Raw genomic sequence first — 12,405 nt, 5'->3', positions numbered from 1 at the left:
GACGTAAAGGACCTGAAGAGCCGTGCACATCACCCGCAACCGCCCCGACAGTCAGGCGGGCCCCGCCGAGAACTTCACCGGCACGGTGTGGCTGGACGAGATCGCCGCGCCACCGTCCCCCTCCCGGCTGCGCATGTTCAACGTCCGCTTCGCCCCCGGAGCGCACACCGCCTGGCACCGCCATCCGCACGGCCAGGTCCTGCACGTCCTGGAGGGCGAGGGGCTGGTGCAGCGCAAGGGCGGTGAGCCGGAGACGATCCGCGCGGGCGACACCGTGTGGATCGAGCCGGACGAATGGCACTGGCACGGCGCCGCGCCCCGCACCTTCATGACACATCTGGCGGTCGTCGAGGCAACGGACGACGGCACGACCACGCACTGGGACGCGCACGTGGGCGCGGACGAGTATCCGGCGACCGCGAACGCATACCCGGCAGCCTGATCCCGAGGAGAAGCGAACCACCATGCACGCGATGCAGTACGAGATCACGCTCCCGGCCGGCTACGACATGGGCATCATCCGCAACCGAGTGGCGACCAAAGGCCACTTGCTGGACGACTACCCGGGCCTCGGTGCCAAGGCGTACCTGATGCGTGAGCGCGGCGTCGACGACTCCCCCGTGAACCAGTACGCGCCCTTCTACCTCTGGAACACCCCCGAGGGCATGAACTCCTTCCTCTGGGGCCCCGGATTCCAGGGCATCGTCGACGACTTCGGGCGCCCGGAGGTGCAGCATTGGACTGGGCTTGCGTACGCGGAGGGGTCAGAGAGGGCGGAGGGGGCGATGACGGGTGCGCGCGCGAAGGCCGCGATACGGCGCCGCTCTCCTATCCCCGCGGGCACGCACCTGGGCGGCTTGGCGTCGGAACTGGCCGCTGAGACACGGAGGTTGGCCGACGAGCCAGGCTTGATCTACGCTACGGCGGCCATCGACCCGCGAACCTGGGAGGTGCTGCGCTTCTCCGTCTGGGACCACGCATCACCCAAGGGACAGGGCGATGTGTTCCAGGTGCTGCATCTGTCGGCACCGGAACGGCACCTGCTCCCCGAGGGTCAGCAGTGGTGAACGCGGTCCGCACGGTCCTCGGAGACATCACCCCGGCGGAGCTCGGCATCTGCGACGCCCACGACCATCTTTTCCTGACGAGCCCTCAACTACCAGGCCAAGAGCTGGACTCAGTCGCGTCCGCCGCCCGGGAGATCGCGGCTTACCGAGCAGCGGGCGGCGAGAGCCTGATCCAGTGGACTCCGCACGGGATGGGGCGCCGGGCGGGGGACCTGCCCGAGCTGTCGAGAACGTCCGGCATACGAATCGTCGCGGCAACAGGCCTCCATCAATCACAGCACTACACGCCGGAGTCGCTGGCCCGCCTGCGCGCGGAAGGTCTCGCGGACGTCTTCCTGCGGGAGCTGACCCAGGGCATCGCCGACACCGGTGTACGGGCGGGGCTGATCAAAGTCGCGGGCGGCTTCCACGGCCTGGACGCGCACGCCCGCTGGACGATGGAAGCAGCGGCCGAGGCGCACCGCGGGACGGGCGCCCCCATCGCCGTCCACCTGGAGCTGGGCACGGGCGTCCTGGACGTACTCGACCTGCTGTGCGGCGAGTTGGGCGTGCCGCCCGACCGCCTGATCCTCGGCCACCTGAACCGCTCCCCCGACCTCGCGATCCACCACCAGGCAGCCGCGGCCGGCGCGTACCTCGCCTTCGACGGCCCGTCCCGTGCCAACCACGCCACGGACTGGCGCATGCCGGAAGCCGTTCAGACCCTGACCGAGGCAGGCTTCGCCGATCAGCTCCTCCTGGGCGGCGACACGACAACGGCCGGGGCGCGCGCGGTGAACGGCGGTCCCGGGATGCCGTATCTGCTGCGCAGGGTGCGACCTGGGCTCGAACTCGCCGTGGGAGAAGTGGTTGTCGAGCGGATGCTGACCCGGAATCCGGGGCGGGCGTTCGCGGCGAAGTGGGCGTAGGGGGCGGCTACCCACGTCCCGCCGCGTGCACGGGCTTGATGACTCACGTCAGGCCGTGCTCACAGACTCTTCCGAGCCACGGACCGCAGACCACAGGCCCCACCCCAGACAGCTCGCGCGGAGGCTTGTGCTCCTCAGAGAAGGCTCTCGTCGCGAACGACCCAGCCTGCACCCAACTCCCGCCGCAGAGTCCCCAATGCGGCCTGCGCCTGCTGCTTGAAGAGCTGCTGCTCCTCATCGGACCACGGTGACGGATTCGGCGGATAGTCCCAGTCGATCGACGACTGGTACCACTTGGAGAGCCTGGCCAACTCGGCCCGCATCTCCGGACTGATCGGCAGCCGATCCAACTCGCAGGGGTAGCCATACGGACTGTCCATGTCCTCCGGCCACAACGGGGTGTCTACGCCGATCTCGAAGAAGAATCGCAGGTAGTGGATCATGCGGCATCCTCTCAGGGGCGGCAGACTCGGTGCGGACCCGCCCTATCGCCATCACCTCGGAGATCGGCGTTACCAGTAAATCCAACTAAGAGGTAACCCGGACTCCACGTATTGCACTGCCCGTTCCAAAACAGGTAGCGTACCGACCATGGCCCGACCGCGAACCTTCGACGAGGAACGGGCCCTGGACGCGGCGATGCACGCCTTCTGGGCGAATGGTTACGAGGCCACCTCGACCCAGGACCTGTGCGACGCCACCGGCCTGGGCCGCAGCAGCATCTACAACACCTTCAGCAGCAAGCACGAGCTGTTCCAGCGAGCCCTGGCCCGCTACATCGACTCCATGACCTCCACCCAGATCAAGATCCTGGAGGACACCGAGCGCACGCCGATGGAGCGCCTTCGCGCCCTGCTCACCCGCATCGTCGACTCCGAGTTCGAGTGCCGCGCGAGCGGGGACGGAAGCGGGAACAGTGACGGCGACGGCAGCGAAGACGGGGGCAGGGGCGGAGGCGCGGACGGACACAGCATCGGTTGCCTGACCGTCAATACGACCGTGGAGCTCGCCGGGCGTGACCCCGAGGCCGCCGAGTTGCTTGCGCGCGACCTCTCGGTGCGACTTGCCGCCATCAGTGCCGTCGTCCGTGCGGGGCAGAGCGGCGGCGACATCAGCTCGACGCGGGACGCGGGCGACCTGGCCCGCTTCCTGAACGCCGTCATCGGCGGCATGCGGATCTCCGCCCAGGGTGGGGCCGATCGCGCCACCCTGACCGCGATCGGCGAGACGGCGCTGGACGCGTTGAACCACTGACCCGCGAACCCCACTGACCCACGGGCCCCACCGGCTCCACCGGCCCCGCAGCCCTGCCGATCCGCACGCTCAACACCTCACCCCAGCCCTTGCGCCCCACCGCACGCCCCCACGCCCGCGCACCCGCACGCCCTAGTTTTGCACCGAGCAGTACATAACCCGTCACCCCCCTCACCACCCCACCCCCGACAGGAGCCCCCATGCCCCGCGCCGTCTACCTCCTGGCCCTCGGCATCTTCGCCATGGTGACCAGTGAGTTCGTGGTCGCCGGTCTGATGCCGCAGATGGCCGACGGACTCGACGCCACGATTCCGGAGATCGGCTACCTGATCACCGCCTTCGCCGCAGCGATGGCCTTCGGCGGGCCCTTCCTCACCGTCGCGTTGCTGAAGATGCGCCAGAAGTCGGCCCTGATGGTCCTGTTCGGCATCTTCCTGGCAGGCAACGTCCTCGCCGCCCTCGCCCCGGACTACCGCACCATGCTGGTGGCCCGCGTCATCACCGGCATCGCGTCGCAGGCCTTCTTCGGCGTCTCCATCTCCCTGTGCGCACAGCTCACCCGGCCCGAAGTGCGGGGCAGGGCCATCGCGGTGGCCCTCAACGGGCTGATGCTGGGCACGCTCCTCGGACTGCCACTGTCCACCGTCATCGGCGAACACCTGGGCTGGCGGGCCGCGTTCTGGGCCATCACCGCACTGACCGTCCTCGCCGCGCTCGCCACCCTCATCGGGGTACCGCGCGTGGAGCGCGCCGACGACGGGGGCGGTGACCTGCGTCAGGAACTGGGCGCCTTCCGCAACCCCCGGCTCTGGCTGACCCTCACCACCAGCACCTTCGTCATCGGCGCCACGTTCTCCGCGTTCAGCTACCTCAACCCGATCCTCACCGAGATCACCGGCTTCTCCACCGGCACCGTCCCCTTGCTGCTCATCGCGTACGGAGCCGCCACCGTCATCGGCAACACCATCGTCGGCCGGTTCGCCGACAAGCACGCCGTCCCCGTCCTCCTCATCGGCCTGCTGCTGAATCTGGCCTTCCTTGCAGGGTTCGCCGTACTCGCCCAACTGAGCGTCCCCGCAGTGGCGTTGATGATGGGAATCGGACTGGTCGGCGTCACGATGAACCCGGCCCTGATGACCCGCGTCCAGCGCACGGGCAACGCCCGGCCGCTGGTCAACACCGTCCACACCTCGTTCATCACCCTCGGCATCATCATCGCGACGTCCGTCGGCGGACCCGCCATCGATACGTTCGGGCTGCGGGCGCCGCTCTGGATCGGCGCCGCACTCGCCGCGCTCGGCCTCGTCACGCTGCTGCCCGACCTGAAGCGACTGCGCGAGGGCCGAACCAGCCATACAACAAGGGAAGTCGAGGCACAGGACACCTGCTCCCCGAAGGAGTCCGCCCGCGTCTAGCCCAGCGCCCCGAGGGGGTCGTCGAGCACCGGCTGCCAAGCCAGCTCGGCGGCCCCCACCAGGCTGTTGTGGTCCAGTGTGCAGGCCAGGATCGGTACGCCGCCGCTGCGCCCCCACAGGCTCCGGTCGGCGACGACGGCGCGCAGCCGCTCGGGGTCGGCCTCCAGGAGCGCGCGGTGCAGGCCGCCCAGGATGATGCGGTCCGGGTTGAGGATGTTCACCAGGCCCGCGAGCCCCAGGCCGAGGCGGTCGATCAACTCCTCCGTGGCCGCACGGACCGCGGGGTCGCCGCCCGCGTCACGGAGCACGTCGCGGGCCTGCTGCAGCAACCCTTCGGGGCCGGGCTCGCGGCCGGCCGCGGTGAGGAAGGCCAGCGGGTCCGTCTCGACGTCCAGGCAGCCCCGGCTGCCGCAGTGGCAGGGGCGGCCCTCGGGGTTGACGGTGAGATGGCCGACCTCGAGCGCGAGGCCCGAACTGCCCGTGTGCAGACGCCCGTCGAGGACGAGCGCGCCGCCGACCCCCCGGTGCCCGGTCGCGACGCACAGCAGGTCGCGCGCTCCGCGTCCGGCTCCGTGCCGGTGCTCGGCGAGCGCGGCGAGGTTGACGTCGTTGGCGGCGAACGCGGGCCCCGTGATGCCCGCTTCCCGTACGCAATCGGCGAAGATCTGGCGGACCTGCGAGCCGGCGGGCCACGCCAGGTGCAGCGGGTTGAGGGCGGTGCCCTCCGGCTCGGCGACGGCGGACGGCACCGCGAGGCCCGCGCCCACGCAGCGCCTTCCGGTCTCCCGCAGCAGCTGCGCGCCCGCGTCGATGACCGAGCCGAGAACCTGCGCCGGGTCGGCGTCGATCGTCTCGCAGCCGGGCGCGGTGGCGACGATCCGGCCGCCCAGCCCGACGAGCGCGGCCCGGAATCCGTCGGAGTGCACCTGCGCGGCAAGCGCCACCGGCCCGTCTTCGGCGATGGAAAGGCCGTGCGAAGGGCGACCCTGGGAACCCGCGGGCGCACTGGGCCGCGCGTCGATCCTGATCAGGCCGAGCGCCTCCAGCTCGGCGGCGACGGCGCCCGCCGTGGCTCGGGTGACACCGAGTTCGGCGGTGAGCACGGCACGGGTCGGGGCGCGTCCGGTGTGGACGAGCTCAAGGGCGGGACCGAGCGCGCCGCGCCCGCGCTCCAGGCGCGTACGCGTGGACAGATCCGCCTCGGTGCGGGGGGCAGCCTTGCCGTTCATGAGGGCGAGTCTCCCATGATCCGTACGTCGCCCCGCCGTTCGCTCGCCATCCGCTCGTGCACCGCTCTTTCCCTGCCCTTCCCCTGCCGCCCCACGAGAACCGTCCGCTCACCGGTGACCGTCGCCTCACAGGAACTGTCTTGTACGCCACGGGTGCGCACCCCTACTCTGCTTTTGTGCCGCTACTAAACAAAACCACGTCCGCAGCGTCGCGGGCCACTCCCCCGAGCCTTTCCCGGCTCCGTGTCGCGCTCACCGTCTTCTTCGCGCTCGACGGCTTCATCTTCGCCGGATGGGTCGTCCGCATCCCCGCCATCAAGGACCAGACCGGCGCATCGGCGAGCGACCTCGGACTCGCGCTGCTCGGCGTCTCGGCGGGGGCCGTCATCACCATGACGCTCACCGGACGGCTCTGCCGCCGCTTCGGCAGCCACCCGGTGACCGTGGCCTGCGGGGTCCTGCTGCCCCTGAGCATCGCGCTGCCCCCGCTGACGCACTCGGCACTGTCGCTCGGGCTCGTGCTGCTGGTGTTCGGGGCCGCGTACGGCGGGATCAACGTGGCGATGAACAGCGCCGCCGTGGACCTGGTGGCCGCCCTGCGGCGCCCGATCATGCCCAGCTTCCACGCCGCTTTCAGCCTGGGCGGCATGGTCGGCGCCGGACTCGGCGGACTCATCGCCGGTTCCCTCTCCCCCACCCGCCACCTGCTCGGCCTCACCCTCCTCGGCCTGATCGTCACCGCCGTCGCAGGCCGCACCCTCCTGCGCCTCGAACCCCCGGCGCCCGCGGACACCCGGCCGGACACGGACGGCACCCCGCGCCGCCTCGACACCCGCACCCGCCGCCTGGTGATCGTCTTCGGCCTCATCGCCCTCTGCACCGCCTTCGGCGAAGGCGCACTCGCCGACTGGGGCGCCCTCCACCTCGAACAGGACCTCAACGCCCACCCCGGCCTCGCCGCCGCCGGCTACTCCTGCTTCGCCCTCGCCATGACCATCGGCCGCCTCAGCGGAACCACCCTGCTCGAACGCCTCGGCCAGACCCCCATACTCGTCGCCGGCGGCACCACAGCAGCCGCCGGCATGCTCCTCGGCGCACTCGCCCCCACGCTCTGGCTGGCCCTCCTCGGCTTCGCCGTCACCGGCCTCGGCCTCGCCAACATCTTCCCCGTAGCCGTCGAACGCGCCGGCGCCCTCGCGGGCCCCAGCGGCGTCGCCACCGCCTCCACCCTCGGCTACGGCGGCATGCTCCTCGGACCACCCACCATCGGCTTCATGGCCGACTGGCTCACCCTCCCCACAGCCCTCACCAGCGTCGCCGTACTCGCCGGCCTCGCCGCGCTGATCGGCTACACCACCCGCCGCTGACGCTGCCGCAAAGCGGGCGTCCACGGACGCAGGGTCTCGCCTCAGCCGGCTCGTTGAGGTGCGCCTTCAGACTCCAGACGTGCACGGTGAGGACGCCGAGTGGGTGTCCGTGGCCCGGCAGGTGCCGGACTAGGCGTCGAACCGCTTCTTGCCGACCTTCTCCGCGACCGTGGTCAGGTACTTCGCCTGCGCATCGGTGGCGTCGGGGGCGGTCCACCCTGTGAACTGCGGCCTGGCGGCCCATGGTCGTCGGTGCCGTCGTCCACCCTCGCACGGACCGGGTACGGCTCCGCTGCGGGGACTACAAACCACGCAGCGCCTCATAGAGATCGTCGTAGATGCTCCAGCAGATGACGCTGCCGTCGTCGTTCAGGCTGCCCATGTACCAGTCGTCGTCATCGAGGACCTTCACTATGCAGAGTTCACCGAACCCGAGGACGAGCGTGGGGTGAAGAAGGTCGTCAGCGGCGTCGTAATACACGACCCTTCGATCTGGGCTGAGCACCTCGGCTCGGATATCCCCGGAGACGTCCCGAATTCGTTGAAGCGTCCATCCGTCCGGCGGCTGGTGGGTTTCCATGTGGCCGATCGTCCCATGGCGAATCGCGCAGTCGGATGGCCGGGAAGCGCGGAGGTTGTCTGCGGAGTGGACACGCTGCGACATGCCCGATCGACGTTCACTGGCACAAACAGGCTGCGGGGTTGATGGGTGTTCGCCGTGAAGGCATCCCTCGGCAGTGAGTCCGGGAGGGGTTCACGGCCCGCGGCAGAGAGAGGGGGACGGCCAGGCGCCGGATGATGCGTGGATCGACCAAGCCGTGGATGTCGGCCCCCAGACCGGGCCAGTACGAGGATGCCTTCAGCCGAAGCCGAAACGGTCGGCCATCCGGGAGGCCAGTTTCGCGCGAAGACGTGTCAGCCGCTCGATACGCTCGTCGAGTTCCGCGAGCCGCCGCATGCCCACCTCCCCGATCTCACAGTGCTCCGCTTCACCTTCATGATCATGACCGTCGGCGGCGAGCGCGCCCTCCAGCACGTGGGCGAAGCTTCTGACGTCCGCGATGGTGAGGCCCGCCTCCAGCAGTTCGCGTACGGTTCGCAGCCGCCGGACGTCCTGGGCTCCGTACTCCCGGTGACCGGACGGCGCACGCCCGGGCATGAGCAGGCCCTGCTGCTCGTAGTAGCGCAGCGCCCTCGGTGTGAGGCCAGCCGCCGCTGCCGCGTCGCCGATCCGCATGCACAGCCTTCCTGATCCGAGGTCAGAGCTTGACCAGGACAGCACCGACGTGCCGACCCTCTAGAAGCTCGCAGAGTGCCTGTGGGGCCCGGTCGATGCCCAGCAGGCTTGCGTGCGGGACGGTCAGGGTTCCGTCCCGGAGCCCTCGGCCGAACTCATCCTGCCACTGCGGGAGCGCGTCCAGATGGTCGGCCCCCGCGATCCCTCGCAGAGTGATCCCCCGCGAGACGAGGTCGAATGTGTCGATCTCGGTGAGGGTTCCGGCTCCCCCCGCCATCTGCCCCGACAGGCCTCCCACCAGGGCTATTCTCGCCTCCCTGCGGGCCAGCGCCACCGAGGCGCGCAGCTGCTCGCCGCCCACGTTGTCGAAGACCGCGTCGAGACCTTCCGGCGCGGCTTCGCGCAGTTGCTCCTCAACGGTGCCTTCGCCTTCCGTGCGCAATACGACGGCGTCGTAACCCAGTTCCTTCATCAGGTACGCGCCCTTGCGCCGTGTACTCGTACTGCCGATGAGCCGTCCGGCGCCGCGCAGTCGCGCGAACTGGCCCGCCAGCGAGCCGACACCGCCCGCCGCGCCGCTCACGAATACCGTGTCTCCCGGCCGCACGTGAGCCGCCCGTACCACTCCGAGCCAGGCGATGAATCCCTGGGAGAGATGCGCGGTCGGGTCGGGCAGCACGTCGAGGTCCAGGAGCTGTGCGTCCTCCGGGGGCAGCGCGGCGTACTCGCGCCAGCCCAGTCCGTGTTCGACGAGGTCGCCGGGGCGCAGGCCGGAGCCCGGCGGCGCGGTGACCACCTCGGCGACGGCCGGTCCCCACAGGACCGCGCCGGGAACGTATCCGGGCATCGGCAGCTCGACCTCGCCCCGCATGAGGGTGCGCATCACGGCGGTGACACTCATGAGACGGTTGCGTACGAGCAGTTGGCCAGGGGCGGGGGTGGGGACCGGCACCTCGACCACCTCGAAGTGCGCGGGGGTGAGGGTCCCTTGAGGCCGGATGGACAGACGTACCTCGCGGTGGGTGGCGCTGTTGTGACTCATGCCGCGCACGGTAGAACTTGACGTGCACGTCAAGCGCAAGCGGGCGCAGTGCAGGGGACGCGGAGAACAGCCTGGGCAGCACCTTCGAGGCGTTACACACCCGGCCCAGTTCCTCCCGGCTGCGCTGCCGGGGCCGGACACCTCGCCGTGAGCGGGACAGGTTTCGGCGTCGGCCACCGGGCCGCAAAGGCGGATGGCACAACCGGTTACAAGTGGACGGCTTCGGCGGCCGACACGGCGGGCAGGCGGCGGTCCCTGCCCTGGCGCAGGCAGACTCCGGTGCGGCTGGGCCCCCACTCACTCCGGGGGGCCGCACCAGTGCGCCCAGAGATCGCAGAGGAGAGGGTCAACTCAACAGCTACTGAGTCGACTTGAGGAGAATTTCATGCCCAGCCGCCGACGACTCACCACCGCAGTGGCCTGCGCCGTCATGCTTATCGGCTCCGCGGCCGCAGCCACGGGCGCGATCGCAGCACCGGTCCGAACCGCCGTCACGCACCCCCAGCACCAGAGCGGCCGCGGCGCCCTGCTCCACGCCCAGCACCTCTACACCCTGAAGACCCGCGAAGCCGTCGCTGCCGAGCTGACAAAGTCGGGGTTCGACGCCTCGCAGGCGCGGCACGGGGTGGATGCCTACCGCCTCACCTACCGGACGATCGACCCGCAGGGGCGCCCGACCACGGCCAGCGGCCTGCTCGTCCTGCCGCGCGGCCGTGAAGGCCGTCTGCGTGCCGTGTCCTTCGCGCATGGAACCGGCAGCCATCGCAGCGACACGCCCTCGATGCAGCGCGGCACATTCCTGACCGGCCCGCCCGTCACCTACGCCTCGGCCGGGTTCGCCGCCGTGGCGCCCGATTATCTCGGCATGGGTTCGGGGCCGGGCCTGCACCCCTGGATGCACGTCCCGTCCGAGGCGACCGCCTCCCTGGACCTGCTCCGGGCGGTCCGCGCCTTCCACCCTCTCGATCGCAAGGTCCTGGCCACCGGCTTCTCGCAGGGAGCCTCCGCCGCCCTCGGGCTCGGCCGGGCTCTACAGGCGGGCGAGGACCGGTACTTCAGGCTCGGCGCGCTCGCGCCCATCAGCGGTGCATACGACTTCGGCGGAGCCGAGCTCCCGGCACTGCTCGCGGGGGACCTGGACCAGAAGTCGAGCGTGATCTACGCGGCGTACACGTTGGTCGCCTTCAACCGCGTGCACCGCGTGTACGACCATCCCGGTGAGGTTTTCGAGGACCCCTCCGTCGAGGCGCTCTTCGACGGTGAGCACACCGGACGCCAGCTCTTCGAGGGCACACCGGACTCGCTGGACGACCTGCTCACTCCGTACGGCCTGGACCTGTTGGCCCGGCCCCGGGGCGGCCTCGCGGATGCGTTGCGGGAGACGGACAGCGTGTGCCGCGACTGGGCGCCCCGGGTGCCGGTCCGGCTGTACATGGCGGGCGGCGATGAACAGGCGACCACCGCCAATACGGCGCACTGCGCACAGTCCCTGCGGGGCAATGGGGTCGAGGCGAAGGTGGTGGACCTGGGGGCGGTCGACTACGAAGGATCGCGGCATCTGGGGTCGAACGTGCAAGGTACGGCGGACGTGCTGCGCTGGTTCCTGCGACTGGCGTAGGGAATTGCGCCGGTGGTCGATCCGGTCGTGGATGGTCGGCTGAGCTCCGGCTCTGCACCGGTGCCCTGGCTCAGCGCGGCAGCGAGGCCGGCGCGCATGGGGTTGCAACTGCGACCGTCTCGTCGCTAGGTTCCTTGCCGCTCTCCCGTGGCCTCCGGCGTTTCTACGGGCCGCCCGCTCGCTTGTTCATCGTGTCGAGTGTCGGCCAAGGAGCGCCGTCGTGCAGTGCGCGCAGGAGTTCCTCTCCGAAGCGCCTCCCGTTCGGGAACTGGTCGCCACGCTCCCAACGCCACGCGGCGACCATCGCGAGGACGAGCTGCCGGCACTCGTCCAGCAGGCCTTGGTCGACGTTCGGGTAGTGGTAGCGGACCGCCTCGGGGACATGGGCGAGGTCGAACTCGACCGGTCCGCGGCAGCACGTCTCAAGGTCGATGAACAACGGGCCCTGCGTCGTGCTGAGCACATTGCCCGGATGCGGCTCGCCGTGGAGCAGCTGCTCCACGGCGCCGCGGTCGTCGATGGCTCGTCGCAGGCCTGCCAGCCTGCCGCTGAGGAACACGCGGTCCGCGGTGGCGAGCTCCGGCGAGCGATCCGGGTCGGCGACAACTTCTTCCGCCTCCGTGATCCGGTCCGTGAACCGCGGGCTCGGCACATCGACTTTGCGCATGCCGGTGTGCAGCTGCTCCAGCGCCTTGGCGTAGTCGGCTGGTGAGGTGTGCGGGGTCACGGGCTCGTAGTAGGTCCACAGCGTCACCGCGAAGCCATCGCGCGTGTACACACGCGGCTCCACCCGAGGCTCCAAGGGACACATCGGGCATCCGGCCTCGGCGAGCCGCTGCGCGAGCTCGATCTCGAACTGTGCGACCTCTTGCCCCACGGGGGCGACCCGGGCAAAGACCTCGCACGGCGTCAGCCGCAGTGCCAGTTTGTTCGAGTTGTGGAGAACGATCGCGTCGTCGGCCGGCAGGTCGAGCGATGCGGCGACCGAAGTCGCGGCCGCGATCGCACGCGTGACGTCGGTCATCTCCACCCTGGAATCTTGGCACAGATGAGCGAGAGCGGTGCCGAGCGGCGTGGCCAGGTGGCAACCGTCGCGGCTCGGCACAGCTCGCTTCTCGATCCTGTCCGCGAGGGTCGCGGTCGGGTCCTTGTGCAGCGAGCGGAACCGGTGTCCACATGAGGCAGTGTGTCCACATGTCGGCGCTGCGGTACGCGAGTTGGCCGTGTCGGTCCGCCCTTCAACCACCTCCCGTGGCAGCTGGGCAACA

Annotated in this window: 13 protein-coding genes; 7 read left to right on the top strand and 6 right to left on the bottom strand. The window is 70.2% G+C overall.

The genetic code is table 11. The annotated features are described in order from the left end of the window. Positions 1-22: 22 nt before the first annotated feature. Genes ACZ6ZP_RS12195 through ACZ6ZP_RS12185 form a run of 3 tightly spaced genes read left to right on the top strand, consistent with a single transcriptional unit; the run spans position 23 to position 1,975 of the window. The gene (locus ACZ6ZP_RS12195) at positions 23-442 is read left to right on the top strand and encodes a (R)-mandelonitrile lyase (protein ID WP_361472217.1); all 420 of its coding nucleotides are present in this window, start codon (positions 23-25) and stop codon (positions 440-442) included. A gap of 22 nt (positions 443-464) precedes the next feature. Next, complete coding sequence (locus ACZ6ZP_RS12190) at positions 465-1,067, top strand: DUF4865 family protein (RefSeq protein ID WP_469406638.1); 603 nt, start codon at positions 465-467, stop codon at positions 1,065-1,067. Continuing rightward, on the top strand, positions 1,064-1,975 hold the full coding sequence (locus ACZ6ZP_RS12185) for a phosphotriesterase family protein (protein ID WP_469406636.1): 912 nt from the start codon (positions 1,064-1,066) through the stop codon (positions 1,973-1,975). Before ACZ6ZP_RS12190 ends, ACZ6ZP_RS12185 begins: the two co-directional genes overlap by 4 nt. Before the next feature lie 134 nt (positions 1,976-2,109). On the opposite strand, the gene ACZ6ZP_RS12180 is transcribed toward ACZ6ZP_RS12185, so the two are convergent. Continuing rightward, a complete protein-coding gene (locus ACZ6ZP_RS12180; protein WP_351157724.1) occupies positions 2,110-2,418 on the bottom strand; it encodes a hypothetical protein in 309 nt (102 codons plus the stop codon). A gap of 148 nt (positions 2,419-2,566) precedes the next feature. On the opposite strand from ACZ6ZP_RS12180, the gene ACZ6ZP_RS12175 reads away from it, so the two are divergent. Both ACZ6ZP_RS12175 and ACZ6ZP_RS12170 read left to right on the top strand, forming a co-directional pair. After that, entirely contained in the window at positions 2,567-3,229 is a 663-nt protein-coding gene (locus ACZ6ZP_RS12175; protein WP_351157726.1) for a TetR/AcrR family transcriptional regulator, read from the top strand. A gap of 200 nt (positions 3,230-3,429) precedes the next feature. Next, complete coding sequence (locus ACZ6ZP_RS12170; RefSeq protein WP_469406634.1) at positions 3,430-4,644, top strand: MFS transporter; 1,215 nt, start codon at positions 3,430-3,432, stop codon at positions 4,642-4,644. Here ACZ6ZP_RS12170 and ACZ6ZP_RS12165 read toward each other — a convergent pair. Continuing rightward, a complete protein-coding gene (locus ACZ6ZP_RS12165) occupies positions 4,641-5,873 on the bottom strand; it encodes an ROK family protein (protein ID WP_351157730.1) in 1,233 nt (410 codons plus the stop codon). The two genes, ACZ6ZP_RS12170 and ACZ6ZP_RS12165, sit on opposite strands and share 4 nt — an antisense overlap. 176 nt (positions 5,874-6,049) lie before the next feature. On the opposite strand from ACZ6ZP_RS12165, the gene ACZ6ZP_RS12160 reads away from it, so the two are divergent. Then, positions 6,050-7,240, top strand: a complete 1,191-nt coding sequence (locus ACZ6ZP_RS12160) for an MFS transporter (protein ID WP_469406632.1) — start codon at positions 6,050-6,052, stop codon at positions 7,238-7,240. A 301-nt stretch (positions 7,241-7,541) separates the two neighbouring features. Here ACZ6ZP_RS12160 and ACZ6ZP_RS12155 read toward each other — a convergent pair whose 3' ends face one another. The 3 genes from ACZ6ZP_RS12155 to ACZ6ZP_RS12145 form a co-directional block, all read right to left on the bottom strand. Next, positions 7,542-7,820, bottom strand: a complete 279-nt coding sequence (locus ACZ6ZP_RS12155; RefSeq protein WP_351157735.1) for a hypothetical protein — start codon at positions 7,818-7,820, stop codon at positions 7,542-7,544. 279 nt (positions 7,821-8,099) lie between these two features. After that, on the bottom strand, positions 8,100-8,477 hold the full coding sequence (locus ACZ6ZP_RS12150; RefSeq protein WP_351157737.1) for a MerR family transcriptional regulator: 378 nt from the start codon (positions 8,475-8,477) through the stop codon (positions 8,100-8,102). 22 nt (positions 8,478-8,499) lie between these two features. Beyond that, positions 8,500-9,519 (bottom strand): MDR family NADP-dependent oxidoreductase, encoded by a 1,020-nt coding sequence (locus tag ACZ6ZP_RS12145; RefSeq protein ID WP_469406629.1) that lies wholly within the window; start codon positions 9,517-9,519, stop codon positions 8,500-8,502. A 385-nt stretch (positions 9,520-9,904) separates the two neighbouring features. On the opposite strand from ACZ6ZP_RS12145, the gene ACZ6ZP_RS12140 reads away from it, so the two are divergent. Then, positions 9,905-11,137, top strand: a complete 1,233-nt coding sequence (locus ACZ6ZP_RS12140) for an alpha/beta hydrolase family protein (protein ID WP_469406627.1) — start codon at positions 9,905-9,907, stop codon at positions 11,135-11,137. A 163-nt stretch (positions 11,138-11,300) separates the two neighbouring features. On the opposite strand, the gene ACZ6ZP_RS12135 is transcribed toward ACZ6ZP_RS12140, so the two are convergent. Continuing rightward, positions 11,301-12,167: a phosphotransferase gene (locus ACZ6ZP_RS12135; protein ID WP_469407236.1), complete on the bottom strand. Its 867-nt coding sequence runs from the start codon at positions 12,165-12,167 to the stop codon at positions 11,301-11,303. Positions 12,168-12,405 lie beyond the last annotated feature (238 nt).

Source organism: Streptomyces sp. NPDC054047 (genome assembly GCF_055585065.1).
The sequence above is the reverse complement of the archived record's forward strand: the minus strand, read 5'-3'. Positions and strand labels throughout refer to the sequence as shown.

Bases quoted from the DNA above. Each gene is read 5' to 3' on its own strand.
- ACZ6ZP_RS12155 (WP_351157735.1), bottom strand. From the start codon at position 7,820: ATGGAAACCCACCAGCCGCCGGACGGATGGACGCTTCAACGAATTCGG.
- ACZ6ZP_RS12150 (WP_351157737.1), bottom strand. From the start codon at position 8,477: ATGCGGATCGGCGACGCGGCAGCGGCGGCTGGCCTCACACCGAGGGCG.
- ACZ6ZP_RS12140 (WP_469406627.1), top strand. From the start codon at position 9,905: ATGCCCAGCCGCCGACGACTCACCACCGCAGTGGCCTGCGCCGTCATG.
- ACZ6ZP_RS12145 (WP_469406629.1), bottom strand. From the start codon at position 9,519: ATGAGTCACAACAGCGCCACCCACCGCGAGGTACGTCTGTCCATCCGG.
- ACZ6ZP_RS12175 (WP_351157726.1), top strand. From the start codon at position 2,567: ATGGCCCGACCGCGAACCTTCGACGAGGAACGGGCCCTGGACGCGGCG.
- ACZ6ZP_RS12165 (WP_351157730.1), bottom strand. From the start codon at position 5,873: ATGAACGGCAAGGCTGCCCCCCGCACCGAGGCGGATCTGTCCACGCGT.
- ACZ6ZP_RS12190 (WP_469406638.1), top strand. From the start codon at position 465: ATGCACGCGATGCAGTACGAGATCACGCTCCCGGCCGGCTACGACATG.
- ACZ6ZP_RS12170 (WP_469406634.1), top strand. From the start codon at position 3,430: ATGCCCCGCGCCGTCTACCTCCTGGCCCTCGGCATCTTCGCCATGGTG.
- ACZ6ZP_RS12180 (WP_351157724.1), bottom strand. From the start codon at position 2,418: ATGATCCACTACCTGCGATTCTTCTTCGAGATCGGCGTAGACACCCCG.